Source organism: Kribbella amoyensis (assembly GCF_007828865.1).
Lineage (GTDB): Bacteria > Actinomycetota > Actinomycetes > Propionibacteriales > Kribbellaceae > Kribbella > Kribbella amoyensis.
The window spans coordinates 5,860,628-5,886,682 of sequence record NZ_VIVK01000001.1; the positions used below are offsets into that span (position 1 = coordinate 5,860,628).

General features: G+C 70.1%; 22 protein-coding genes. 10 read left to right on the forward strand and 12 right to left on the reverse strand.

Annotated features, from left to right (window positions below; genetic code table 11):
- Positions 1–49 precede the first annotated feature (49 nt).
- On the forward strand, positions 50–1,570 hold the full coding sequence (locus FB561_RS27445; protein ID WP_145811565.1) for a SulP family inorganic anion transporter: 1,521 nt from the start codon (positions 50–52) through the stop codon (positions 1,568–1,570).
- A gap of 8 nt (positions 1,571–1,578) precedes the next feature.
- Here FB561_RS27445 and FB561_RS27450 read toward each other — a convergent pair whose 3' ends face one another.
- Entirely contained in the window at positions 1,579–2,358 is a 780-nt protein-coding gene (locus tag FB561_RS27450; protein ID WP_420371348.1) for an APH(3') family aminoglycoside O-phosphotransferase, read from the reverse strand.
- Positions 2,359–2,412: 54 nt separating this feature from the next.
- Between FB561_RS27450 and FB561_RS27455 the strand changes: the two genes are divergently transcribed.
- On the forward strand, positions 2,413–2,640 hold the full coding sequence (locus tag FB561_RS27455; protein ID WP_145811567.1) for a ribbon-helix-helix protein, CopG family: 228 nt from the start codon (positions 2,413–2,415) through the stop codon (positions 2,638–2,640).
- The gene (locus tag FB561_RS38330; protein ID WP_202880752.1) at positions 2,640–3,731 is read left to right on the forward strand and encodes a Clp protease N-terminal domain-containing protein; all 1,092 of its coding nucleotides are present in this window, start codon (positions 2,640–2,642) and stop codon (positions 3,729–3,731) included. The genes FB561_RS27455 and FB561_RS38330 overlap by 1 nt, the downstream gene beginning before the upstream one ends.
- A 23-nt stretch (positions 3,732–3,754) precedes the next feature.
- Here FB561_RS38330 and FB561_RS27465 read toward each other — a convergent pair whose 3' ends face one another.
- The 4 genes from FB561_RS27465 to zapE all read right to left on the reverse strand — a co-directional run bounded on the left by FB561_RS27465 (position 3,755) and on the right by zapE (position 7,329).
- Positions 3,755–4,624: a PPK2 family polyphosphate kinase gene (locus FB561_RS27465; RefSeq protein ID WP_202880753.1), complete on the reverse strand. Its 870-nt coding sequence runs from the start codon at positions 4,622–4,624 to the stop codon at positions 3,755–3,757.
- 79 nt (positions 4,625–4,703) lie between these two features.
- Complete coding sequence (locus FB561_RS27470; RefSeq protein ID WP_145811572.1) at positions 4,704–5,438, reverse strand: hypothetical protein; 735 nt, start codon at positions 5,436–5,438, stop codon at positions 4,704–4,706.
- 94 nt (positions 5,439–5,532) lie between these two features.
- Entirely contained in the window at positions 5,533–6,198 is a 666-nt protein-coding gene (locus FB561_RS27475; protein WP_145811574.1) for a hypothetical protein, read from the reverse strand.
- A gap of 108 nt (positions 6,199–6,306) precedes the next feature.
- A complete protein-coding gene (gene zapE, locus FB561_RS27480; protein ID WP_145811588.1) occupies positions 6,307–7,329 on the reverse strand; it encodes a cell division protein ZapE in 1,023 nt (340 codons plus the stop codon).
- Between the two features lie 110 nt (positions 7,330–7,439).
- On the opposite strand from zapE, the gene FB561_RS27485 reads away from it, so the two are divergent.
- The 4 genes from FB561_RS27485 to FB561_RS27500 all read left to right on the forward strand — a co-directional run bounded on the left by FB561_RS27485 (position 7,440) and on the right by FB561_RS27500 (position 11,961).
- Positions 7,440–8,396, forward strand: coding sequence for an aldo/keto reductase (locus tag FB561_RS27485; RefSeq protein ID WP_238335094.1), 957 nt, complete (start codon positions 7,440–7,442; stop codon positions 8,394–8,396).
- The gene (locus tag FB561_RS27490) at positions 8,393–9,742 is read left to right on the forward strand and encodes a GH1 family beta-glucosidase (protein WP_145811592.1); all 1,350 of its coding nucleotides are present in this window, start codon (positions 8,393–8,395) and stop codon (positions 9,740–9,742) included. The genes FB561_RS27485 and FB561_RS27490 overlap by 4 nt, the downstream gene beginning before the upstream one ends.
- 108 nt (positions 9,743–9,850) lie before the next feature.
- Entirely contained in the window at positions 9,851–10,819 is a 969-nt protein-coding gene (locus FB561_RS27495; protein WP_145811593.1) for a zinc-binding dehydrogenase, read from the forward strand.
- Between the two features lie 161 nt (positions 10,820–10,980).
- Positions 10,981–11,961, forward strand: a complete 981-nt coding sequence (locus FB561_RS27500) for a LysR family transcriptional regulator (RefSeq protein WP_145811595.1) — start codon at positions 10,981–10,983, stop codon at positions 11,959–11,961.
- 46 nt (positions 11,962–12,007) lie between these two features.
- Here the strand turns inward: FB561_RS27500 and FB561_RS27505 are convergent, their stop codons facing one another.
- On the reverse strand, positions 12,008–12,547 hold the full coding sequence (locus FB561_RS27505) for a DUF1707 and FHA domain-containing protein (protein ID WP_145811597.1): 540 nt from the start codon (positions 12,545–12,547) through the stop codon (positions 12,008–12,010).
- Positions 12,548–12,659: 112 nt separating this feature from the next.
- On the opposite strand from FB561_RS27505, the gene FB561_RS27510 reads away from it, so the two are divergent.
- Positions 12,660–14,900 (forward strand): glycoside hydrolase family 3 C-terminal domain-containing protein, encoded by a 2,241-nt coding sequence (locus FB561_RS27510; RefSeq protein WP_145811599.1) that lies wholly within the window; start codon positions 12,660–12,662, stop codon positions 14,898–14,900.
- Between the two features lie 8 nt (positions 14,901–14,908).
- Here FB561_RS27510 and FB561_RS27515 read toward each other — a convergent pair whose 3' ends face one another.
- A complete protein-coding gene (locus tag FB561_RS27515; protein ID WP_145811600.1) occupies positions 14,909–15,973 on the reverse strand; it encodes an ATP-dependent DNA ligase in 1,065 nt (354 codons plus the stop codon).
- Between the two features lie 68 nt (positions 15,974–16,041).
- Here FB561_RS27515 and FB561_RS27520 point away from each other — a divergent pair, with 68 nt between their 5' ends.
- Entirely contained in the window at positions 16,042–16,545 is a 504-nt protein-coding gene (locus FB561_RS27520; protein WP_145811602.1) for a hypothetical protein, read from the forward strand.
- 177 nt (positions 16,546–16,722) lie between these two features.
- On the opposite strand, the gene FB561_RS38015 is transcribed toward FB561_RS27520, so the two are convergent.
- The 4 genes from FB561_RS38015 to abc-f form a co-directional block, all read right to left on the reverse strand.
- Positions 16,723–16,899, reverse strand: coding sequence for a hypothetical protein (locus FB561_RS38015; protein WP_170284778.1), 177 nt, complete (start codon positions 16,897–16,899; stop codon positions 16,723–16,725).
- A 666-nt stretch (positions 16,900–17,565) separates the two neighbouring features.
- A complete protein-coding gene (locus FB561_RS27530; protein ID WP_145811605.1) occupies positions 17,566–19,482 on the reverse strand; it encodes an ABC transporter ATP-binding protein in 1,917 nt (638 codons plus the stop codon).
- A gap of 48 nt (positions 19,483–19,530) precedes the next feature.
- On the reverse strand, positions 19,531–20,301 hold the full coding sequence (locus tag FB561_RS27535) for an enoyl-CoA hydratase/isomerase family protein (RefSeq protein WP_145811607.1): 771 nt from the start codon (positions 20,299–20,301) through the stop codon (positions 19,531–19,533).
- Positions 20,302–20,366: 65 nt separating this feature from the next.
- Positions 20,367–21,965, reverse strand: coding sequence for a ribosomal protection-like ABC-F family protein (gene abc-f, locus FB561_RS27540; protein ID WP_145811609.1), 1,599 nt, complete (start codon positions 21,963–21,965; stop codon positions 20,367–20,369).
- A gap of 106 nt (positions 21,966–22,071) precedes the next feature.
- On the opposite strand from abc-f, the gene ypfJ reads away from it, so the two are divergent.
- A complete protein-coding gene (gene ypfJ, locus FB561_RS27545; protein ID WP_145811612.1) occupies positions 22,072–22,986 on the forward strand; it encodes a KPN_02809 family neutral zinc metallopeptidase in 915 nt (304 codons plus the stop codon).
- Positions 22,987–23,048: 62 nt separating this feature from the next.
- On the opposite strand, the gene FB561_RS27550 is transcribed toward ypfJ, so the two are convergent.
- Positions 23,049–26,051: an AfsR/SARP family transcriptional regulator gene (locus FB561_RS27550; protein WP_145811614.1), complete on the reverse strand. Its 3,003-nt coding sequence runs from the start codon at positions 26,049–26,051 to the stop codon at positions 23,049–23,051.
- Positions 26,052–26,055: the final 4 nt, after the last annotated feature.

Here is a 26,055-nt window from a genome sequence, read left to right on the forward strand (position 1 = left end):
TGCGCCGTACCGGACCGGGGTCGCCGCCCTCCCTCGCCTGGAGTCCCGCATGAGCTCGCTGACGCCTGAGTCAGCCACGCCCGGTTCCGCCCGTCCCCAGCCGGCCGACGACCTCACCTCGGTCCTCGCCGCGCTCCGGTCGCCCCGCCGGCTGCGGACGGAGGTCCTCGGCGGACTCGTCGTCGCGCTCGCGCTGATCCCCGAGGCGATCAGCTTCTCGATCATCGCCGGCGTCGATCCCCGGGTCGGGCTGTTCGCGTCGTTCACGATGGCGGTGTCGATCGCGTTCCTCGGCGGCCGGCCGGCGATGATCTCGGCCGCGACCGGCGCGGTGGCGCTGGTGATGCGGGAGCACGGGTTCGACTACCTGATCGCGACCGTACTGCTGGCCGGGGTACTGCAGATCGTGCTCGGCCTGCTCGGCGTCGCCCGGCTGATGCGGTTCATCCCGCGGTCGGTGATGGTCGGCTTCGTCAACGCACTCGCGATCCTCATCTTCCTGGCCCAGCTCCCGCACCTGATCGGCGTCCCGTGGGCGGTCTATCCGCTGGTCGCGGTGGGAATCGCGGCCATCGTCCTGCTGCCGAAGCTGACCAGAGCAGTACCGGCTCCGCTGATCGCGATCCTCGGCGTGACCGTGATCGTCGTCGCGACCTCGATCTCCGTGCCGACAGTGAGCGACGAGGGCCGGCTCCCGGACAGCCTGCCCGCGCTCTTCCGGCCCGACGTCCCGCTGAGCCTGGAGACGCTGCGCATCATCGCCCCGTACGCCGTGGGGATGGCGCTGGTCGGCCTGCTCGAATCGTTGATGACCGCCAAGCTCGTCGACGACGTGACCGACACCCCGTCGGCCAAGACCCGGGAAGCCTGGGGCCAGGGCGCGTCGAACGTGATCACCGGCCTGTTCGGCGGGATGGGCGGCTGCGCGATGATCGGCCAGACCATGATCAACGTGAAGGCGTCGGGATCACGGACCCGGATCTCCACCTTCCTGGCCGGGCTGTTCCTGCTGGTCCTGGTGGTCGGTCTCGGCGACCTGGTCGGCGAGATCCCGATGGCGGCACTGGTCGCCGTGATGGTGATGGTGTCGGTCGGGACGTTCGACTGGCACAGCATCCGGCCGCGGACCCTGCGCCGGATGCCGCGCAGCGAGACCGTGGTGATGCTGTCGACCGTCGTCGTGGTCGTCATCACGCACAACCTCGCGATCGGCGTGGTCGTCGGCGTCCTGGTCGCGTCGGTGCTGTTCGCCCGCCGGGTCGCCCACTTCACCACCGTCACCGAGGTCGCCCATCCCGACGAGGACACCAAGGTGTACGCGGTGACCGGCGCGCTGTTCTTTGCCTCCAGCAATGACCTGGTGCATCAGTTCGACTATCGCGGCGACCCGGCCAAGGTGGTCATCGACCTCAGCGGCTCGCACATCTGGGACGCCTCCACGGTCGCGACCCTGGACGCGATCACCACCAAGTACGAGCGCTACGGCAAACAGGCCACCATCATCGGCCTCAACCAAGCCAGCGCCGAACGCCACGAACGCCTCGCCGGCACCCTCAACCAGAACCACTAGCCAAGTGCTCAGCCCCAGGTGAGGGGGTCGAGGAGGAGGTAGAAGGCGAGCTTGGCGGGGTCGGCGTCGGGATGGCCGTACGCCTTGAGGAACGGGGCCGGGTCGGCGTTCCACTCGTCGCGGAGCTGGGTCGTGACGAGGGCGAGGTCGGTGTACCGGTCGGCGGTGCCCAGGCGGCCGAGGTCGATGAGGCCGGTCGGGGCCAGGGTCTCGGGGTCGACGAAGAGGTTCGGCAGGCAGGCGTCGCCGTGGCAGACGACGAGGTCCGCGGACTCGCGCATCCGCGGTAGGTCCGCCTGGATCCGGGCCAGCAGGTCCTCGGGGCGTTCCGCGCGCCACTCGTCGTTGAGGAAGTCGGGGTTCACGGCGCCCCGGCGTACGACGTCCTCGGCCTGACGGACCACGTCGGTCAGCGGGCGGGTGAACGGGCAGTCCGCGGGATCCAGATCGTGCAGGGCCCGGAGTACGCCGGCCAGCTGCTCGGTCGCGCGATCGTACGCGGAGGCCGGCAGGTCGGCGGCGGCAACGCCCGGCACCGCGGTCGTCACGAGACACGCGCCCGCGTCGGTCTCGATCCAGTCCGCGACCGTTGCGCCCGGCAACCCGGTTCCGGCCAGCCAGACGATCCGGTCGCGCTCGTCCCTCAGCTCACCGACTCCGGCAAGGTCGGCACATTTCGCGTATTCGGCACCGTCCGCGCGCCGGTACACGTCCGCGTCGGACTCGCCGATCTCCACCGGCTCCCACTCACCACTCGGCAGCATCCCAGCGTTCGTCACCGGGCCCATTGAAGCAGGCCGGATCCCTGGGCCCCATTGAGATAGCGTGATATCGTGCTATCCATGGCCAAGGAAGCGACGAAGAACATCCTGCTGCGCCTGGATCCGGCGCTCGCCGAGCGGTTGCAGACCATCGCGGAGGTGGAGGGCCGGTCGGTGTCGGACGTCGCCCGCGAGGCGATCGCGGCCCTGGTCGAGCAGCGCCGGACCGACCATCGGTTCCGCCACCTGCTCGACGAGAACCTCGCCCGGCACGAGCGGACGCTGCGCCGGCTCCGCGAGGACGACTGATGCACCACCTCGACCTGTACGACGTCCTCGGGATCGCCGCGACCGTGCTCCAGGTCGAGACGGAGGCCGTCATCGCCGGCACCGATCTGGACGCCGTCGGCCGCATCCTCGACTCCGCTCGCGCGGCCGGTGACGACTCGGCGGAGCTCCAGCCGGGCGACTACCTGCGGCCGATCGAGCAGGTCTGCGTCGCCGGAGCCGTGGTGTGGACGGGGCTGGTACGCGACCAGCCCTTTGCCGCGAGCAACCGACGGGTCGCGGTCACGGTGCTGCTGCACCTGGCCGCGCTCAACGACTTCGACCTCGAGCTCGAACCGGTGACCGAGCTCGACGAACTGATGGACGGCATCCGTTCCGGCGCGGCCGGCGTACCGCACGTCGCCGCGGTGCTGCGGGATCGGATCCGGGAGCGCTCGGCGGCTCGGCCGGAGTCCGCCGGGACCGGACAGGGGGAAAAGATGTTCGAGAGGTTCAGCGAGTCCGCGCGGAAGGCGATCGTGCTCGCCCAGGAGGAGGCCCGCAGCCTCGCGCACAGCTACATCGGGACCGAGCACCTGCTGCTCGGGCTGATCGTGGAAGGCACGAACTCAGCGGCGCGGGCACTCGCGGCCGAGGGGATCTCCGCGACCGCGGCCCGCACCGTCGTGCTCCAGGTCGTCGGCCGGGGCACGGGCGAACTCAGCGGCCACATCCCCTTCACCCCACGGGCGAAACGGGTCCTCGACCTGACCCAGGTGGAGGCGCACAAGCTCGGCAGCGACGAGTTCCGGCCGGAGCACCTCCTGCTCGGCCTGCTCGCCGACGGCGAGGGCGTCGCCTATCAGACCCTGGTGAAACTCGGCGCCGCACCCTTGGTACTCCGGCGCCGTATCACGGCGGACGCGGTCGTCCAGAGCTTCGCCACCGAGCAGGTCGAGCAGGCGAGCACGGGGCCGTGGACCACGCGGTCACGCGGGCGCCATCTGCTCGCCGAGCTCAAATCCCTGCTCGCCGAGAACGACGAACTCCACGCGAGGATCGACCGGCTCCACGCCGAGAACAACCGCCTGCGCCGGCTACTCCAATCCCACGACATCGATCCCGACGCCTGATAAGCAGTGCCGCCCCGCCGACGTCAGAGCGCCGCAGCTAGGCGGGCCTTCTCGGCCTCGACTTCGAAGTCGGCCTTCGGCCACTGCGGGTCGAGCTCGCGAAGCGTCTCCAGCAGCAGCGTCGTGACGGCCCAGTTCCGGTACCACTTCCGGTCGCTCGGGATCACGTGCCACGGCGCCGCGTCGGTGTTGCAGCGCTCCAGGACCGCCTCGTACGCCTCGGCGTACGCCGGCCAGAGCTCGCGCTCGTCGATGTCGGCCGGGTTGTACTTCCAGTGCTTGGTCGGGTCGTCGAGCCGGGCCGCGAGCCGGACCTTCTGCTCCTGCGCGGAGACGTGCAGGAAACACTTCAGGACATGGACGCCGTTCTCGGCGAGCTCCTGCTCGAAGTCGTTGATCATGCCGTAGCGCCGGTTCCACACCGGCGGCGCGACCAGCTCCCGCACTCGGGCGATCAGGACGTCCTCGTAGTGCGACCGGTCGAAGATGCCGATTATGCCGCCACCCGGCAACGCCTGCTTGATCCGCCAGAGGAAGCCGCGCCGCTTCTCCGCGGCCGTCGGCGCCTTGAACGACGTGATCCGCAACCCCTGCGGATCCATCAGCCCCGCGCCGTGCCGGATGACGCCGCCCTTGCCGGACGTGTCCATCCCTTGCAGCACGAGCAGCACGGACCGCGTACCCCCCGAGCGCCCCTCGGCGAACAGCCGCTCCTGCCAGTCGGAGACCTCGTCCCCCAACCCGGCCAGCGCGACCTTGCCGGCCTCCTTGTCCCCCTCGAAGCCGGTCGTGGCGCGCGGATCGAAAGTACTCAGATCCACCGCGCCGAACGGCACCCGCAATGCCTCGAGCAACCGACCGGACGAGCCTCCCGCAGCCTTCTTCTTCGCCATTGAGCCATCCTGCCCCATCCCCCGGCAATCCGGCGGAACAGGGCAGGACGCGTTTTACGTCAGGACTTGCGAACCGCGATCAGCGCGTGGTGACCGCGCTGGCGAGGTCCCAGCTGATCGAGGTCGAGTACAGCGCGAACCGGTAGTCCCGGGTCTTGCTGTACCGGTAGGCCATCGAGACCTCACCCTTGCTGTTCGTCCACACCCCGGCCTTCAGCGTCTTCCACTGGGTCGTGCCGCGCTCCCGGAACTGGAAGACGCCGGCGGCGGACCGCTTGAAGTAGGTGTTGTTCGAGACCGAGTACAGCAGCGAAGTGCCCTTCAGGGTCACCACGTCACCGGTCCGCGCGGACGAGATCCACGCACCGGCGGCGAGCTTGACGGTCACCGGCACGCTGTTCTGGGTGTTCTCGGTGTCGTCCGGGTTGATGCTGCCGACGCCGGCGAAGGTCATGTTGCCGATCGCGTGGTTGGCCGGCACGTACCAGCTGCCGTCCCCGAAATCGGGGTCGGTCCGGTCGAACAGGATCCCGTTCACGTCACCCTTGCTCGGGTGCCGCAGCAACCAGCCCGACACCGAGTCGGGGTTGGTGCAGGTGCCGGTGAGCTTGCCCTGCAGGTACAGCTCCGGGCGGCCGATCGCCACCCGGGTCGGCACCGACAGGTTGCAGGTGCCGGCCGCCTGCCTCGCGGAGGCCTCGCCCTTCAGGCTCGGCGGCATGACCGGACCGGGCCGGGCCGCCGAGGCGGACAGCGGTGCGACGGCCGCGAGGCCGATCACGGCAACCGCCGCCGTCAGAGTACGTCGAATCATTGGTCGTAGTGCTCCTTACAGTGTCTTGCGCGACGGCACTGGGACCCCCCTCAGCACCACAGGTCGCGCGATCTTATCTGGACCTGGGGTCGCTTCAGCGCGTGGTGGTCGCGCTGCCGAGATCCCAGCTGATCGGGGTGGAGTACAGGGCGAAGCGGTAGTCCCGGGTCTTGCTGTACCGGTAGCTCATCGAGACGGTGCCGGCCGAGCTGGTGCGGACGGACTTGAGGTTCTTCCAGGTGGTCGTACCGCGCTCGCGGTACTGGAAGACGCCGGCCGCGGACCGCTTGAAGTACGACTGCGACGTCGGCGAGTAGAGCAGCGAGGTACCGGTCAGGGTGACGACGTCAGCCTTGCGGGACGACGCGATCCACGCACCGGCAGCTAGGCGAACGTCCGAGACGACCGTGTTCTGCGACTGCGAGTTGAAGGCACCGTCGTAGGCGCCGCTAGGGCGCCACGTGTGCTGGCCGATCGTGTGGAAGTCGTACACGTCCCACATGTCGCTGGACGTGTTGTCGAAGAACGCGGTGTCCTGCAGGCCACGGCTCGGGTGGTACAGGTCCCACGCGGCCCAGCCGCCGGCCGTGCAGGGGCCGCTCATGGTCAGCCGCAGGCCGATGTACGGGCGGCCGATGGCGACGCGGGTGGGGGCGTGCAGGACGCAGGTTCCGGTGGTCTGGGCCTGGGCTGCCGGGAGCGGGGCGACCGTCAGGCAGCCGGCGGCGGCCAGCAGCAGGATCGCGACGCGGCGAAGCATTTCGGGAGGTTCCTCTCGGAGGTGTGGCCGCGGGGTGGTCACCCTGCGCAGCGGAAGACGAGAGAAAACTACTCAGCGTGTTCGGGACCGGGGTAGGGACTTTGGACCCTAATCGATCCCGATGTTGTCCATACCAGTTCGGGACAGCGCGATCAGGCGGGACAGGGCGCGGAGGTACTTCTTCCGGTAGCCGCCCTTGAGCATCGCCGGCGAGAACATCCGGTCGAGCGGGACGCCGCTGGTGAGGACCGGGATGTCCCGGTCGTACATCCGGTCGGCCAGGACGACCAGCCGGAGCGCGATGTTCTCGTCGGTGAGCTCGCGGACGTCGGTGATGCCGACCGTCTCGACGCCGTCGAGGAAGGCGCCGTACTTGCTCGGATGCAGCTCGCCCAGGTGCCGGTACAGGTCGACGAAGTGGTCGCAGGAGGCGTTCGGACGGTTGCCCGCGGCCAGTTCCACCTGGTCGTCGGTCCACGGCTCGGGGGCGACCGGGACGCCACGGTGCCGGTAGTCGGGGCCGTCGATCCGGCGGACCTCGAAGTGCCCGGCCAGGCCCTGGATCTCGCGGAGGAAGTCGACCGCCTGGAAGCGGCCCTCGCCGAGCTTGTCGGGCAGCGTGTTCGAGGTCGCCGCGAGCTGGACACCGGCTTCGACCAGCTGGTTCAGCAGCCGGGAGATGAGGACCGTGTCCCCCGGGTCGTCCAGCTCGAACTCGTCCACGCAGATCACCCGGTATCGCGCCAGCGCCTCGACGGCCGCGCGCATCCCGAGGGCGCCGACCAGGTTGGTCAGCTCGACGAACGTGCAGTACATCTTCGGGCCGGACGCGACGTGCCAGAGCGAGGCGAGCAGATGGGTCTTGCCGACGCCGAAGCCGCCGTCCAGGTAGATCCCGGGCAGCCCGGCCGGTACGGACTTGCGGCGCCACCAGGACTTCTGCGGGCGGGGCTTCGCGAGCTCCTCGCCTCGGGCGACGAGGGCGGCGAGCGCCTCGGTCTGACTCGGCTCGGCGGGATCCGGGCGGTACGTCTCGAACCGCACCGGGGCGAACCGCGGCGGCGGGACACACTCCGAGAGCAACCGGTCCGGCCCGACCTCCGGCCACCGCTCAGTCAGACGGATCGGCATGGCCCAACCCTACGACGCCGGCTCGTACTCCCAGTCACCCCGTCCTGCGCCGTCCACCGCCATCCGGACGGCTTCGGCTTCGCGACGCGGTCCGGGAGATGATCGAGGGCGTGAACCGGATAACCCCTGCAAGTCCCGACTGGGTCCGCCCCCTCGGGACCACCGGCCTGACCGTTTCCGCCGTCTGCGCGGGCGGCGCCATCCTCGCCGGCATGCCGGCCCTCTTCGGGTACGACGTGACCCGGGCCGAGGCGGGTGCCGTGATCGACCGGGTGCTGGACGGCCCGCTGCGCTGGATCGACACCTCGAACGGGTACGGCGACGGCGAGAGCGAGCTGCGGATCGGCCAGACGATTGCGGCCCGTGGTGGCCTGCCCGACGGCTTCCTGGTCGCCACCAAGGTGGACCCGAAGGGCCGCGACTACTCCGGCGCCCGGGTCCGGGCGAGTGTTGCCGAGAGCAAGGAACGCCTCGGGCTCGACCAGTTGCCGCTGGTCTACCTGCACGACCCGGAGCCGCACGACTTCGACTCCATGCGGGACGCCGTGGACACGCTGATGCGGCTGCGCGACGAGGGCGAGATCGGCCACGTCGGGCTGGCCGGCGGCAAGGTGCGGGAGCTCGCGCGGTACCTCGACCTCGGCGGTTTCGAGGTGCTGCTCGTCCACAACCGGTGGACCCTCGTCGACCACAGTGCGGAGGCGCTGATCGAGAAAGCGCTCGCCTCCGACATCGCGGTGATCAACGCGGCGATCTACGGCGGCGGCATCCTGGCGAACCCGACCGGCTCGGCCAAGTACGGGTACCGCGACGCCCCGGCCGCGACGCTGGAGGCGGTGGCCGCGATGGACAAGGCGTGCCAGGAGTACGGCATCGACCTCGCTACGGCGGCGCTGCAGCACTCGGTGAACGACCCGCGGATCACCGGCACCGTGATCGGATTCAGCAAGCCCGGCCGGGTGGACCAGCTGGTCGCGTCGCTGGAGACCGAGATCCCCGAGGATCTGCTCGACCGGCTCGCCGAGCTGATGCCGGACCGCCGGTACTGGCTGGAGGGCGACAAGTGAGCACGTTTCCCGACGACTTCGTCTGGGGCGCGGCGACCGCGTCGTACCAGGTGGAGGGCGCCGTGGCCGAGGACGGGCGCGGGCCGAGTATCTGGGACACGTTCGCGCACACGCCCGGGCGGATCCTGGACGGCACCAACGGGGATGTTGCCGACGACCACTACCACCGGTACGCCGACGACATCAGACTGCTCGCGGACCTCGGGCTGAAGGCGTACCGGTTCTCGATCGCGTGGCCGCGGGTCGTCCCGACCGGCAGCGGGCCCGCGAACCAGGCCGGGCTCGACTTCTACCGGCGGCTCGCGGAGACCTGCCTCGAGCACGGAGTGACGCCGTACGCGACCTTGTACCACTGGGATCTGCCGCAGCCGTTGGAGGACGCGGGCGGCTGGCTGGTCCGGGACACCGCGGAACGGTTCCGGGACTACGCCGCGCTCACCCAGACCGCGCTCTCGGACGTGATCTCGCACTGGATGACGCTGAACGAACCGTGGTGTTCCGCGTTCCTCGGCTACGGCAACGGCGAGCACGCACCGGGCCGGACGGAAGGCGCGGACGCGTTGAAGGCGGTCCACCACCTGCTGCTCGGCCACGGTCTCGCGCTCCAGGAGATCAAGACGACCGGCAACTCCGTCGGCATCGCGCTGAACCCGGCACCGGTCCACCCGGCCTCGACCTCCGACGCGGACCGCGACGCCGCCCGCCGGATCGACGGGCTGCGGAATCGGATCTTCCTCGAACCGCTGCTGCTCGGGAAGTACCCGCAGGACGTGCTCGAGGACACCGGGACGACCCAGTGGTTCGAGCAGTTCGACGCGGATCTGCCGGTGATCTCGGGGCCGCTCGACTTCCTCGGCGTGAACTACTACTGCCCGTCGACCGTCGCGGCTCCCGAGGGGCCGATCTCCGCACCGGGCCGGCCGACGACCCAGCCGGGCAGCGAGAACGTCGTTGCCGTCGACACCGGTCTCGCGAAGACCCAGATGGGCTGGCCGATCCAGCCGAGCGGGCTGCGCGACATCCTCCAGGCGATCAACGACCTCGCCCCCGAGCTGCCGTTGTACGTGACGGAGAACGGCTCGGCGTACCCGGACGAGCTGACCGCGGACGGCACGGTCGAGGACGTCGAGCGGCAGCAGTACCTGGAGCAGCACGTCGCGATCTCCGCCGAGGTGGTCGCGGCCGGGCTGCCTTTGAAGGGGTACTTCGCCTGGACGCTGCTCGACAACTTCGAGTGGGCCTGGGGGTACAGCCGGCGCTTCGGCCTGGTGCACGTCGACTACGCCACGCAGGAGCGGACGGTGAAGCACAGCGCGCTCTGGCTGAAGGGCTTCCTGGCCCGCTAAGCGTCAGGGCGTGAGGGCGCGGTTCGACGTCTGGAAAGCACAGCGGCTTGACCTCAACTGCGCTTCAGGTCTTAGCGTCCTCGGCATGATTGCGACAGAGGAGCGGTGATGCGGGCGATCAGACTGCACGAGTTCGGGCCGGCCGAGCTGCTGAGCTACGAGGACGTACCGGATCCGGTCCCGGGCGCGGACCAGGTGCTCGTCACGGTCGAGGCAGCCGGGGTGCACCTGATGGACACGGTGCTCCGAGCCGGTACGGCCGGTGGCGGGCCGGTTCCGCTGCCGGAATTGCCCACGATCCCCGGGCGTGAGGTGGCCGGCCGCGTGGAGGGGGTCGGCCCGGGCGTGGACGCCGCGTGGATCGGCCGGCGGGTCGTGGTCCATCTCGGCCCGGTCCCCGGTGGGTACGCCGAGAAGGCGGTGGCGAAGGTGGGCTCGTTGCACGAGATCCCCGATCACCTGGACGGAGCGACAGCGGTCGCGACCATCGGTACCGGCCGGACCGCCATCGGCATCCTCGAGCAGGCGGCGCTGACCTCGGACGACGTCGTCCTGATCACCGCGGCCGCCGGTGGGATGGGCAGCCTGTTCGTCCAGTACGCGCGGAACGCCGGCGCCACGGTCGTCGGTCTGGCCGGCAGCCCGGACAAGGTGCGCCAGATCCGCGAACTCGGCGCGCAGTACGCGATCGACTACAGCGACTACGACTGGGCCGAGCAGGTGAAGGCGCAGGTCGCCGAGGTGAGCGTCGTGTTGGACGGGGTCGGCGGGGAGAGCGGGCAACAGGCGTTCGAGCTGCTGGGGATCGGTGGGCGGATCCTGATGTTCGGCTGGTCCGGCGGCGGGCCGGTGCGGCTCGGTACCGACGACCTGATGAACCGCGGGCTGACCGCGACCTGGGCGATCGGGCCTAAGCTGATGGGCCGGCTGCGCGAGCTGGAGACGAAGGCGCTGGCCGAGTCGGTCGAGGGCCGGTGGGTGCCGCTCACCACGACGTTCCCGCTGGCGAAGGCGGCCGACGCGCACCGCGCGCTGGAGAACCGCGAGACCGTCGGCAAGGTCGTCCTGCTGCCCTGAGACGAGTCTCCCCGGACCGCCTGGTGGACGGTCCGGGGAAGCTTGGTCAGTCCTGGTAGGCAGATCGGTTCACGGGTCTGTTCCTTCCTGGTGGGGACGCCACGAGATTGGCATCTGCGAGTTGTGGCTGTGATATCCCAGCAGGGCATAACCTCCCCGCTATGGAGCTGGAACTGCGTCACCTTCGCGTCGTCTGCCGGCTCGCCGACAGCGGCAGTGTGTCCAAGGCCGCCGCCGCGCTCGGGGTGTCGCAGCCGTCGCTCACCGCCCAGCTCCACCGGATCGAGGACGCGATCGGCGGACCGCTGTTCGAACGCGGTCCACAGGGCGTCGCCCCGACCCCACTGGGCAAGCACGTCCTCGGCCGGGCCCGGTCCATGCTCGCCGACATGGACGAGCTCGTCGGATCCAGCCGCCGCTACACCGCGGGGCCTGGTCCGTTGCGGATCGGCTCTGTCCGCACGGTGATGTTCGGTGCGTGGCTGTCCCGGTTGGAGGAGCTGCTGCCCGACCGCGAGCTCAGTACGCAGGTGGACACGTCGTTCGCCGTACTGACCGAGCTGCTCGCCGCGGGTGTCGTCGACGTGGTCATGCTCGGCCGCTGCGACGACGCGCACGCACCGCCGTGTCCACCAGGCATCGTCGAGCGGACGATGGTGTACCCGGAACCGTTCGCCATCGCGTTGCCGGCCAACCATCGGCTTGCCTCCAGCACCGAGATCCGGTTGGAGCAACTGGCCGAGGACACCTGGATCTGTCCGCCCGCGGGCAAGGAGGACGGCGACCTCGCGGCGTTGCGGGACAGCTGCGAGGCCGTCGGATTCACCCCGCGGTTCCGCTACTCGAACCTGGACAGCAGCGAGATCGAGCAGCTCATCGGCGAGGGACGCGGGGTCTCACCCTGCGCGCCGACCGTCCGCCGGATCCCGAGCGCCGTCATCCGGCCGCTCGTGGGTCGGCCGCTGCTCTGGCGCCGTGCCCTTCGCTGGCGGCCGGAAGCGATCACGGAGACCGACGTGAACCGGATCCACCAGGCGTTCGTCGACACGTACCGCAGCACGCTCGCCGAGACCGCGGCTCTGCACGGCTGGTGGGCCGAGCAGCCGGGCGCGCACCCGACGATCCACGATCCCGAGGACTGATGAGGGCCTCGCGGTCTGCGGAAGGTCCCGCGGTCCGAGGGCAGAGCTAGCGTGGATCGGTCCAGGTCAGGAGGTAGGTGACCGCGCCGAAGCGGACGTGGTCGCCGGCCCGGACCGGCGTCGGAGTGGTGATGCGGAAGCCGTTCAGGTGGGTACCGTTCATCGACCCGAGGTCCCGGACCATCCAGCCGGCGCCGGTGTGCCGGAGCTCGGCGTGCCGGCGGCTCACCGAGATGTCGGGGATGCGGACGGTCGCACCGGGAACACGGCCGATCCGGATCGTCGGTGAGCCGGGTGGCGGCAGGGCCAACGCGGGCAGCCCCTGGGTCCGGCCGGACACGGACAGGCGCGGAAGGTACGCGGAGATGCGCTGCAGCAGCTCGGCGGCGCGCGGCGTCCGGGTGGGGAGGTCCTGGACGGCGTCGGCGAGTTCGCGACGGCTCTGGGCGCCGAGGACGAAGTTCATCCGGCGGACGAAGGTGTCGTGCGACAGCCTGCCGCTGCTCGCGCCGTCCCGGAGGACGGCCAGCGCACGGTCACGCTCCGCGTCCGACGGACGCATCAGTTCCAGCCTGCCGAACGCCATGCAGGGATTGTCCGCTGCCCTCAGGTCCACTGTCCAGCACGGTCTGTCATCAGCAGGCCGGCTGTGCTGTAGTGACAGGCTGAAGACCCGCGGACCGGTTGGAGGAGCGACCATGACGGACCAGGTACTGGCACAGCTGACCCTCGAGGAGAAGGCCGCGCTCTGCCTCGGGTCGGACTTCTGGCGCACGGCGCCCGTCGATCGGCTGGGCGTCCCCGCGATCCTGCTCTCCGACGGGCCGCACGGACTCCGGCGGCAACCCGACGACGGCGACCACGTCGGCATCGGCGGCAGCCTCCCGGCGACCTGCTTCCCGACCGCGAGCACACTCGGTTCCTGCTGGGATCCGGGCCTGGTCCGCCGGGTCGGCCAGGCCATCGGCGAGGAGGCTCGCGCCCAGGGTGTCGCCGTGGTGCTCGGCCCGGGGATCAACATCAAGCGGTCTCCGTTGTGCGGGCGGAACTTCGAGTACCTGTCCGAGGACCCGCTGATCTCGGGAGTCCTCGGGGCCGCGTTCGTCGAGGGCGTCCAGAGCCAGGGTGTCGGGACCTCGGTCAAGCACTACGCCGCCAACAACCAGGAGACGGATCGTCTGCGGGTCAGCGCGGACGTGGACGAGCGGACGCTGCGCGAGATCTACCTGGCCGGCTTCGAACGCGTCGTCCGGACCGCGAAGCCGTGGACCGTGATGTGCTCGTACAACAGGCTCAACGGGATCCACGCGTCGCAGCACCCGTGGTTGCTCACCGAGGTGCTGCGGGACGAGTGGGGATTCGACGGGCTGGTCATGTCCGACTGGGGTGCCGTGCACGATCGTGTCGCGGCGCTCGCGGCCGGGCTGGATCTGGAGATGCCGCCGAAGCTGGGGATCAGCGATGCCGCGATCGTCGCCGCGGTGCGGTCTGGTGAGTTGGACGAGGATGTGCTCGACCGGGCGGTGGGTCGGGTTCTGCGCCTGGTCGAGCGGGCTTCGTCGGTTGGCTCGGGTGATTTCGAGGTGGATGGGCATCACGCGTTGGCGCGAGCGGCTGCTGCGGAATCCTTGGTGCTGTTGAAGAACTCGGACGACTTGTTGCCGTTGGCCCCTGTCGATGGGGACGTGGTGGCCGTGATCGGGGAGTTCGCGCGGACGGCGCGGTATCAGGGGGCCGGGAGTTCGCAGGTCAACCCGACGCGGGTCGAAACGCCGTTGGACGCGTTGCGGGACGGGGTACCGGCGGGGGTCGAGGTGGTCTTCGAGCCAGGATTCGGACTGGACACGGCGCTGGACGAGGAGCTGGCGGCCGAGGCCGTCGGGCTGGCGGAACGGGCGTCGGTGGTGGTCGTGTTCCTCGGGTTGCCGGCGGCCGACGAGTCCGAGGGGTTCGACCGGACCCACCTGGACCTGCCGGCGAACCAGCTCGCCCTGCTCCCCCGGCTCGCGGCCGCGAATCCGAACCTCGTGGTCGTGCTCGCCAACGGGTCCGCGGTGCGGCTGTCGACGTGGGACCTGGACGCACGGGCGATCGTGGAGTGCTGGCTCGCGGGCCAGGCCGGTGGAGGTGCCGTCGCCGATGTGCTGCTCGGCAAGGTCAACCCGTCGGGCCGTTTGACCGAGACGCTGCCGCTGCGGCTGGAAGACAACCCGGCGTACCTGAACTTCCCGGGCGAGCAGGGTCACGTCCGGTACGGGGAAGGCGTGTTCGTCGGGTACCGCGGGTACGACGCGCTGGGGCAGGAGGCGAGCTACCCCTTCGGCCACGGGTTGTCGTACACGACGTTCGCGTACGACGGGCTGGCCGTGGACGTGGTCGGTGAGGGGGTCGACGTACGGGTCCGCGTGTCGTGCGGTTTGCGGAACACGGGCTCGCGGGTCGGCAAGGAGGTCGTGCAGTTGTACGTCGGGGATCCCGAGGCCGGGGTCCGCCGGCCCACGCGGGAGCTGAAGGGATTCCGCAAGGTCGAGGTGGAGCAGGGTACGCGGGTGACCGTGGACTTCGAACTCACGGCGCGCGACCTGTCGTACTGGTCGACGACGCACCGCGGCTGGGTCCTCGAGCCGGGGGTGTTCGAGATCGCGGTGGGATCGTCCTCGCGGGACCTGCCGCTGGCCACCTCGGTCACGGTGACCGGTCCCCCGGTCCTGCCGCGGCTCGACGGGATGGCGACACTGGACGAGTGGCTCGCGCATCCCGACGGCGCCGCGGCCTTGCGGGACGCGGTCGGGGTCGATGCCGACGGCAACGCTCGCGGGATCCTCGGCAACCCGGAACTGCTCAGGATGATCGGCAACTTCCCGATCAGCAGCCTGGCGACGTTCCCCGGCCTCGGCCTGGACGAAGGCGTCCTCGACCGGATCCTCGGTCCCAGCTGACCCGGCGGTCAGCCGAGGACGTCGCCGAGGTCGAACTTCACCGGCTCCTCGAGCTGCTCGTACGTGCAGGACTCCGGCTTCCGATCCGGACGCCAGCGCACGAACTGCGCCGTGTGCCGGAACCGGACGCCCTCCATGTGGTCGTACTTCACCTCGACGACCCGCTCCGGGACCAGCGGGACGAAGCTGAGGTCCTTGCCGGCCTGCCAGCGACTCCCCTCGGCGTTGCGGGGGGTCCGGTTGCCTTCCTCCTGCTTCGCCCACGCCCACGGGTGCTCGTCGAACTCGGTGACCAGCGGCTGCAGTTCCTCGAAGAGCTCCTCGCGCCGTGCCATCGGGAACGCGCCGATCACGCCGACGCTGGCGAGGACGCCCTCTTCGTTGAAGAGGCCGAGCAACAGGGAGCCGATCCGGTTCGGGCCGCTCTTGTGCACGCGGTACCCGGCGACGACGCAGTCCGCGGTCCGCTCGTGCTTGATCTTGAACATGGTCCGCTTGTCCGGCTCGTACAGCCCGTCCAGCGGCTTCGCGATCACGCCGTCCAGTCCGGCGCCCTCGAACTGGTGGAACCACTCCGTCGCGAGCACCTTGTCGGTGGTCGTCCGGGTCAGGTGGATCGGCGCCTTCGCCGGGGCGAGCGCCTCCTCCAACGCGGCCCGGCGTTCGGAGAACGGGCGATCCGTGTAGTCGGTGTCGCCCAACGCGAGCAGGTCGAACGCGACGAACTTGGCCGGCGTCGTCTCCGACAGCATCTTCACCCGCGAGGCGGCCGGGTGGATCCGCTGCTGCAGCACCTCGAAATCGAGCCGGTCCCCCGACGAGCCGACCACGACGATCTCGCCGTCGATCACGCACCGCTCCGGCAGGTTCGCCCGGATCGCCTCGACCAGTTCCGGGAAGTACCGGGTCATCGGCTTCTCGTTCCGGCTGCCGATCTCGACCTCGTCACCGTCGCGGAACACGATCGAGCGGAAACCGTCCCACTTCGGCTCGAAACTGACGGCCCCGTCCGGGATCTGCTTGACCGCCTTGGCGAGCATCGGCGGGACCGGCGGCATCACGGGTAGCTGCATGCCGCCATTCTGCCCGCGGACGGGGCATGATGGTCGTATACCGATCGGTAGCACCCGGAGGTACCGAAATGTACGACGTCGTACTGCTCGTCGAACAGGAACTGTCCGAGCCCGACGCGAAACGCGTCGTCGACCTGCACCAGGACTTGCCCGAACCCGTCAAGTACCACGTCCTGGTGCCGTGCCACAACGCCGAAGCCGGCGTGGAGGCGTCCATCAGCGCCCTCGGCACCGCCGACCTGTACGGCGCCGGGCTCGTCGACCAGCGCCAGGAACTCGCCGAAGCCCAGAAAGCCATCGACAGCGAGGCCAAGGACTGCACCGGACGCAGCGTCCAGCGCCTCCGCGCCCTCGGCTACCAGGCCGACGGCGGCATCTCCCACGACCGCCCCATCGACGCACTTCGCGCCACCGTCGACAAGGTCACCGGCCGCGAGGTCATCATCCTGACCCGACCCCACATCGTCGCCGAGTTCTTCCACCTCGACTGGACCAACTCGGCCCGCCGCCACCTGGGCGTCCCCGTCCTCCACCTGCTGGAACAGGACGAGACCGGGAGAGCCAGGAGCTGACTCATCCGGTCGCGCCCCGGGATGTGGTGGGTACCGGGGCGCGACGTGGTTGCTTGCTGGTCGGGGTCAGGCGGTTGTGCTGGTCGTGTGTTTTGTTGCCAACAGCACTCAAGTACCTCAGCTGGACGGGCGCCTACGGACACATGAAATCACCCGCCGCGCGGGCATGCGGGTTATTCAGTGCAGGACGAGCGCCGCGTACGTGAGTCCCCCGGCGAGCGCGGCGAAGAACAGCGCGAGCCCGGTCCGCAGCGTCTGCTCGCCGACCTTCCCGTAGTGGATGCCGTCCTCGGAGTTGTAAGCAAGCCGAAACCCGGTGTACCCAGCCGCCAGCACGAGCCCGAACTTCACCATCCCACCCTCCCCGAACGTCAGAACAATGGTCCCGACTATCAACCGTACCCCGCGTGATAGCCCCCACGCACCCGATCCCACCCACCCCCAAGGTGCACGCCGACAGGAGGTACTCCCCACACCTCCACCCCGCTCAGCCGACCCGACCCGCTCCCCCAACCCTCAGCACCCACCACCTCCTGTCCAAACGCCCGCTGCGCCAGCCGACGTCCGCCCGCTCACAACCTCCGCAGTTTCTGGCTGACTACGCGAGCAAGGTCGCAGCACTTGCTGAAGCAGGCGGTAAAGGCGGCGGCCGGCGGTCGCGGGTGGGAGCGAACCTGCACCACTCACCAACCTCCCAACCATCCGGCCGCCCCACACCCTCCTCGCCTACTCCAGTCCAACACCCAGCCGGCCGCACACGTTGGTGAGTGGCTGCAGGTCCGGCGCACCTCCAGGCTGAGCAGCAAGCTCGCGGCGGACGTTGGGCTGAGCTGCAAGCCGCCCGTGAGCCGGGCCGTGGCCCCGCCTCGCTAGGCCCTTCCAGCGCAGCCCGCAGCTCGTCCCCGGTCAGCTTCCGCGTAACCGCGGCTCGCGTACCGGCCGGCCGTCGCACCGCTTGGTGCTCGTTGTCGGCACCTCGGTCGATCGCGAGTCAGCTTGGCCGGCGTCCGCGCAGGTGGTTCAGACCGCGGTGTTGATGTCTGTTACGACCGCGCCGTTGGTGTGGGCGAACTGGGTTCTGTAGAGGACTGCGTATTCGCCGTTGAGGGCCAGGAGTTGTTCGTGGGTTCCTCTTTCGACGATGTTGCCGTGGTCTACTACGAGGATCTGGTCGGCGTTGCGGACGGTGGAGAGTCTGTGGGCGATGACTACGGACGTGCGCCCTTCGAGGGCTGTGTCCAGGGCCCTTTGGACCGCTACCTCGGACTCGGAGTCGAGGTGGGCGGTTGCTTCGTCGAGGACGACGATGTGGGGGGCCTTCAGCAACAGTCTCGCGATCGCCAGGCGTTGGCGTTCGCCGCCGGAGAGGCGGTGGCCGCGGTCGCCGACCACGGTGTCCAGGCCGTCCGGGAGGGCTGCGACCAGGTCCCAGACCTGGGCCGAGCGGAGCGCCTCGATCATCTGCGCGTCGGTGGCGTCCGGCTTGGCGTACGCCAGGTTCGCGCGGATCGTGTCGTGGAACATGTGGGCGTCCTGCGTGACGTACCCGATCGTGTCGTGCAGGGACTCCAGCGTCACCTCGCGGACGTCCTGACCGCCGACGCGGACCGCGCCGCTGGTGACGTCGTACAGGCGGGCGACCAGGTTGGTGATCGTGGTCTTGCCGGCGCCGGACGGACCCACCAGCGCGACCATCTGGCCGGGCTCGACGGAGAAGGTGATGTCTTCCAGCACCTGGGAGGAGGCACGCTTGTCGAGGACGGCGACCGCTTCGAGGCTGGCCAGGGAGACCTGGTCGGCGGTCGGGTACGAGAAGGCGACATGGTCGAAGCTGACCGTGGCCGCGTTCGCCGGCAGCGGCTTCGCGTCCGGGGCGTCCTTGATCATCGGATCCAGGTCGAGCACCTCGAAGACCCGCTCGAAGGAGACCAGCGCGGTCATCACGTCGACCCGCACGTTCGACAGGGCGGTCAGCGGACCGTACAACCGGCCGAGCAGCGCCACCAGCGCGAGCAGCGTCCCGACGGTCAGGGTCTCGCGGACGGCGAGGTTCCCGCCGACCCCGTACACGAGCGCGGTCGCCAGCGCGGCGACCAGGGTGAGAGCGGTGAAGAAGACGCGCCCGAGCATCGCGGTGCGGATACCCAGGTCGCGGACCCGGCCGGCACGTTCGCCGAAGTCGCGGTTCTCGTGGTCGGGGCGGCCGAAGAGCGTCACCAGCAGGGCACCGCCGACGCTGAAGCGCTCGGTCATCGCGGTCGACATGTCCGCGTTGAGCTGCATCTGCTCGCGGGTCAGCGCGGCCAGCCGGCGACCGAGGATCCGGGCCGGCACCAGGAACACCGGCAGCAGCAGGATCGCCACCACGGTCAGCTGCCAGCTCAGCACCAGCATCGCGGCGACGACCAGGACCAGGCTGATGATGTTCGAGACGACGCCGGACAGGGTCGAGGTGAACGCCTGCTGGGCGCCGATGACGTCGGTGTTGAGCCGGGAGACCAGCGCGCCGGTCTGGGTCCGGGTGAAGAAGGCGACCGGCATCCGCTGGACGTGGGCGAACACCTTGGTCCGCAGGTCGAAGATCAGGCCTTCACCGATCTGCGCGGAGTACCAGCGCTGCAGCAGACCGAGCCCGGCCTCCACCACGGCGAGCAACGCGACCAGGAGGGCGAGCGCCGTCACCAGACCCGCGTCGCCCTTGGAGATGCCGTCGTCGACGATCCGCTTGAACAGCAGCGGCGAGGCGACCACCAGGAAGGCGGAGATCACCACGAGCACGAGGAAGAACGTGATCTGCCAGCGGAACGGCTTCGCGAACCGCACGATCCGCCGGACCGTTCCCTTGGCCAGTTTCTGGTTGACCACGGAGGCGTCCTGCCGGCGCCAACTGCCCGCGCCGCTCCCGCCGCCCATCCCTCGCATCATTCCCGCCGACATCCGGTCTCCTCGCCGTCAGACACCCTTCAACCTTGACAACACTTGAGGTCAGCCCAAGCTTCCCAGCAATTCCGCGAGCCGCCGTGCCTGGGCCTCCCGCTCCGCCCGCAACTGCTCCTCGTACGGCCGGTCGGCCGCGCCCAGCAGCAACGCCTTCGTCTCCCGCACCGCACCCGGCAGCGGGGCCAGCAGCGCCTCGGTCAGATCCTTCACCGTATCCCCGAGCTCCGACACTCCGACGACGATGTTGGCCAACCCGAGCTCCCGCGCCTCGCCGGCCTCGACCCAGCGGGACGTCGCGCAGATCTCCAGGGCGCGCGAGTACCCGACCAGCTGCACCAGCGGCTGCGTACCGCCCAGGTCGGGCACCAACCCGAGCGCCGGCTCGCGCATGCTGAACCTCGCGTCGTCGGCCACCACCCGCAGGTCGCACGCCAGCGCGAGCTGGAACCCCGCACCCACAGCATGTCCCTGCACAGCGGCCACACTCACGAACTCCGGCCGCCGCAACCAGGAGAACCCCGCCTGGAAGGCAGCGATCTCCGCGTGCACCTGATCGGCCGGCTTCGCCCCGAGGCTGAGCAACGGCTCCTCACCCTCGACTGTCTCACCCATGATCAACCGTCGGTCCAGCCCGGCCGAGAACGAGGGTCCCTCCCCCGACACCACGACCACCCGCACCTCCGGCGGCAGCGCCTGCCCGAACCCGGCCAGCGCGCGCCACATCGCCGGCGTCTGCGCGTTGCGCACCTCCGGCCGGTCCAGCACCACCCGGGCGACCGGGCCGTCCACCGTCAACCGCAGTCCAGATTCCATCATGCAGTGAACATACGCGAACCGGCTACTCCGATCGTGCGGTCCTGATCACCTGTGGAAAACGGCCCTCAGGCCAGCGAGACGAGGTCCGCGTACTCGTTCGTCCAGAGGTCCTCGACGCCGTCCGGCAGCAGCAGGACGCGCTCCGGTTCCAGCGCCTCGACGGCACCCTCGTCGTGGGTGACGAGCACGATCGCGCCCTGGTACGAGCGGATCGCGCTCAGCACCTCGGCGCGGGAGGCCGGGTCCAGGTTGTTGGTGGGCTCGTCGAGCAGCAGCACGTTCGCCGCCGAGACGACCAGCGTCGCCAGCGCGAGACGGGTCTTCTCGCCGCCGGACAGCACCCGGGCCGGCTTGTCCGCGTCGTCCCCGGTGAACAGGAACGACCCGAGCACCGACCGCGCCTGGGTCTCGTTGAGATCCGGGGCCGCCGACTTCATGTTCTCGATCACGGTCCGGTTCACGTCGAGCGTCTCGTGCTCCTGCGCGTAGTACCCGAGCTTGAGCCCGTGCCCGTCGATCACCTCGCCGGTGTCGGACTTCTCCAGCCCGGACAGGACCCGCAGCAACGTGGTCTTGCCGGCGCCGTTCAGCCCCAGCACGACCACCCGCGAACCCCGGTCGATGGCCAGGTCGACGTCGGTGAAGATCTCCAGCGACCCGTACGACTTGGACAGCTCGCGAGCCATCAACGGGGTCTTGCCGCACGCCGCCGGGGTCGGGAAGGCGATCTTCGCGACCCGGTCCGACGCGCGCTCGTCCTCCAGCGACGCCATCAGCTTCTCGGCCCGCTTGAGCATCTGCTGGGCCGCGGTCGCCTTGGTCGCCTTGGCGCGCATCTTGTTCGCCTGGTCGACCAGCTGGGACGCCTTCTTCTCCGCGTTCGCCCGCTCGCGTTTGCGCCGCCGCTCGTCGGTCTCACGCTGCCCCAGGTACGCCTTCCAGCCGACGTTGTACACGTCGATCTCGGCCCGGTTCGCGTCCAGGTGGAACACCCGGGTGACGGTCTCCTCGAGCAGGTTCACGTCGTGGCTGATCATGATCACGCCACCCGAGTACGCCTTGAGGAAGTCCCGCAGCCAGACGATCGAGTCGGCGTCCAGGTGGTTCGTCGGCTCGTCCAGCAGCAGCGTCTCGGCCTGGGCGAACAGGATCCGGGCCAGCTCGACGCGGCGCCGCTGACCACCCGACAACGTCCCCAGCGGCTGGCCGAGTACGCGCTCGGGCAGGCCCAGGTTCGCCGCGATCCGGGCCGCCTCCGACTCCGCGGCGTACCCACCGGCCGCGTGCAGGTCGGCCTCGGCCCGCTCGTACCGGCGCATGCCCTTGGCCCGGGTCTTCTCGTCGGCGCTCGCCATCGACTTCTCGGCGCTGCGCAGCCGCCGGACCACCTCGTCCAGGCCACGGGCGGCCAGGATCCTGTCCCGGGCGAGGATCTCCAGGTCGCCGGTGCGCGGGTCCTGCGGCAGGTACCCGATCTCGCCGGAGGACGAGATCGAACCGCTGGCCGGCAGCCCCTCACCGGCGAGGATCTTGGTCAGCGTGGTCTTGCCGGCGCCGTTCCGCCCGACCAGCCCGACCTTGTCGCCCGGTCCGACCCGGAAGGAGGCGGGCGCGAGCAGCTGCCGGGCCCCGACACGGACCTCGAGGTTGGAGACGGTGATCATGGCGGCGCAGGGGTCCTCGGGGTCGGGCGACAGGTGGGAGTCGCGGGCCGGCCACGCCTGGTCGCAAGGCGGCTGAGATCCCGCGGCGAGGTCTAGTGTAGGCGCTGTGAAATTCAACCCGGACGCCGACTTGGACACCAGCGGTGTCGAGGACACGCGTGGTAGCGGAGGTGGAGGCGGCGGCGGGCTGCTTCCCGGTGGGATGGGCATCCCGGTCGGCGGAGGGATCGGGGGCCTGGTCCTCCTGGTGGTGATCCTGCTGCTGAACGGTGGGATCCCCGGCGTCGGCGGCAGCGGCGCGGACGAGCCGACCGTCCGGAACACCGCCGCCGGCAACCTCGACTCCTGCAAGAAGGGCACGGACCTGGCGAACAACCAGGACTGCCGCTTCGTCTTCTACCAGAACTCGATCGAGGGTTTCTGGGCCGCCGAACTGCCGCGGCGGGGCAAGAAGTACACCCGGGCGCCGATGCGGGTCTTCGACGGCTCGGTCAACACCGGCTGCGGCGCGGCGACCAGCGCGGTCGGCCCCTTCTACTGCCCGCCGGACAAGCGGGTGTACCTGGACCTGGGCTTCTTCGAGACGCTGCAGACCCAGCTCGGTGCCCGCGGCGGCAACTTCGCCGAGGCGTACGTGGTCGCGCACGAGTACGGCCACCACATCCAGAACCTGTACGGCTACCTGGACCGGATCAAGTCCCGCCAGGGTCCGGCCTCGGACTCGGTCCGCTCCGAACTGCAGGCGGACTGCCTCGCCGGCGTCTGGACGAACCACGCGACCACGGTCCCGGACAAGGACGGCGACACGTTCATCGAGGGCCTGACCGAGGACGACATCGCCCGCGGCCTCGACGCGGCGGCCGCGGTCGGCGACGACCGGATCCAGCAGAAGTCCCAGGGCCGCGTCACCCCGGAGAACTTCAGCCACGGCACCGCCGAGCAGCGGATGCGCTGGTTCAAGACCGGCATGGACTCCGGCAACCTCTCCGCCTGCGACACCTGGTCCACCCGCAACCTCTGACCGCCCACACAGAACAAGAACCCCGCCCGCGCGAGATCCTCGCGGGCGGGGTTCTTCGGTACTCAGGCGACGGCGGCCGGGCGGCGGAAGCCGGGGAGCAGCTCGTCGACCAGGGCGTCCGTCTCGGCTTCGGGGCCGCGGGGGCCGCCGTGCTTGGACAGGGCCGTGTACATCTGGCTTGCCACGTTGCTGACGTCGCTGGTGGTGCCGAAGTGGGCCGCCAGGCGCAGGGTCGCGCGCCAGAGGTCCTCGGAGGCCGGGGAGAAGCTCAGCCCGGTCTGCAGCGCGGTACGGGCCAGGTTGCCGTCGTTGAAGCGCAGGCTCGCCTCGGCCAGCTTGAGCGCCGCGTCGACGACCGCCTCCGCCATCCGCCGCTCGATGCCGGACGCCGCCAGCCACGAGTACCGGCCGGCGGGCAGGTTCGCCCAGGAGCGGCCGTGCACCAGGCCGAGCGCCGTGGACAGCTGCTCGCGCGGGTCCTCCTTCAGCTCGGCCTGCTTGACCAGCGTGCGGAACACGTCCCAGTCGACCCGGACGACGCTGCGGTTCAGCATCCAGCGGCCCGACTCGTCGGCGTACATGGCGTCCTGGCCGACCCAGTTCCGGGTGTGCTCGAGCGCCGCGTCCCGCAGTTCCTGGCTGATCCCGCGCGGCCAGATCGCGCCGGCCAGCACGTTCGGGTGGACGCCGTAGTCCTGGCTGGACAGGAACGCGATGATCTCCGTGGCGAGCTGGACCCGGCCGTCGTCGATCGTGCCGCGCGCGTCCACCTCGACCGGGCCGAGCAGGTCCACCTCGACCGGCGCCGCACGGCTCAGGTCCAGCGTGGAGAACTCGTACGCGGGCAGGTCCTGCTCGGCGCGCCGCTTGTCCATCGCCTCGGACTCCGCCACCTCGAACAGTGCGACCAGATCGGCGAACTGGGCCGGGTTGATGCTGTGGGCATCGACCTCGAGCCCGAGCAGCCGGCAGACCGCCTGGTTCTTCTCGTCGACCACGAACCGCCACGGCGCACCGTGGACGTCACCCACGACGATCACGGCGACACTGCGCCTCGGGTCGGCCGCGAGCTGCGCCAGCCGGTGCTCCTCCTGCGGCGACGGCGGAGCGGAGACGAAGACGATCTCCGGGCCCCACAACACCTTGTCCGGCTGCGCGAGCCGGGCCGCTGCCGACGAGGCGACGTTCCGCCGGCCGCACGCCTGCACCTGCGCCTCGCTCCGGCGGGTGACCTCGTTCAGTGCGTCGTCCAGCCGGGTCCAGTAGCTCAGCCGGCTCGGCGCGAGCGAGGACAGGTCGTCGCCGAAGCCGACCATGCTCACGTGCGCGCCCTCGGACCACAGGTTCGTGGCGAGCTCGACGGCGAGCGAACCGACCACGTCGCGGGACGCGTTCGTGACGCCGCCGAAGCTGACGATGCCGTTCGCCGCGTCCAGGTCGACGAGGACCGTCGCGCCGTCCGCGTTCCGGCCGACCGTGACCAGCGTCGGGTACGGCGAGGGCGCGTCCACGTCGCCGTCCGGGGCGTACGCGCGCCGCAGCACCCAGCGGGTGCCGTCGGCAATGACCTGCCACGGGGCCGGCGGCGGGGTCTGCGGCTCCCCCGGCGCGAGCACCAGGGTCAGTGCCCGCTCGGTCACCAGCGCGGCGACCACGGTCGGCATGATCCGGTTCGCGTCCGTCATGCTCGCGCCGAGCTGGCGCAGCGCCCTGTCGACGAACTCGGCCGTCGGCACGTCGGACGCCAGCCGCAGGCCGATCTCGGTCTGCCGGTTGCTCGCCGACTTCGGTCCGGGCCCCTGGGCCCAGCCGCGCCGGCGCCGCAGCGCGAGCGCCAGACCCGCGGCCAGCAGTGTGGCTCCGAACCCGTAGATCCCGGCCTCGGCCACGTTGATGCCCTCGTCGGCCGGCGCGTCCACGACGTCCGGCACCTTGGTCCCGCCGCCCACGGGGTCGCCCGCGCGCGTGTCCGTCGTCCCCGGTCCATGCGGAGCGATGTCGCCCACGCCCGGCAGGTCCGGCTTCGCGTTCTTCGCGGTCGGGTCGTTCGCGGCGGTACCGATCTCCACCGACGACGGCTTCTCGACGCCCTGCTCCTCGAACCACCGGCTCGGGCCGTTGGTCTGGTGCTGGGTGGTCGTCTTCTTCTCCGTCGACGGCTGGACCCGGGCCTTGGTCTCGGTCGTCTGCTTGCTCTGCGTGGTGGTCGTCGTGGTGGTCTTGGTGCTGCTCGGCTGGTCCACGTTCACCCGGACCGTGTGCACGCCCGGGCCCTTGGCGTCGGCGGGCAGCCGGACCTGCCAGCCCGGCATGATCAGGTCCGGGTTGGTGAGCCGGCGACCGTCCGGCTGCAGCTTGTTCTTGTTGAGGTCGTAGATCTCCTTGTACCGCCGGCCCTCGCCCAGGTACCGCTCGGCGATGTCCCAGAGGCAGTCGTAGTTGCGCCCCTCCGGCGGCTTGACCTCGGTGTACTTGACGACCTGACCGGTCTGGTCGTTGTTCGTCCGGACACCGGTGTGCGTGGTGCCGCTCAGCACCGAGCTGCGCGCCTCGGTCTGGCGGAAGTCGGCGCCCTGGCTCTGGTCACCGCCCTGCGTCACGCTGATCGACGTCGGCGCCTTCACCGGCGCGGTGGTCACCGCGTTCGCGACCGGCAGCGTCACGCTGGCCGCACCGGCGATCAGGACGACACCGGAGATGAGCCGACGGGCCAGCGTCTGCGAACCGCCACCGAGCGGGATCCGCGGCGACAACCCGTGGCCACGGATCTCGGCGACCGCCTCGACGGCCAGGCAGACCACGAAGTGCAGCCACGCGACCCAGATGAAGAAGCCGATGATGCCGAGCACCGTCTCGATGCTCAGCTCGCTGAACAGCACGTCCCGGGTCGGCATCTGGTCCGGCCACGGCGTCCCGAAGAACGTCAGCAGCACGTACGGCACGCCGCCGACGATCGCGAGGATCGCCAGCAGCGAGACCAGGCCCTTCAGCCGGTCCGCCGCCGAATTCCCCGAACCCCGCTGCGGCAGCCGTGCCGACCGCACCGGATCACCGGTCTTCACCATGGTC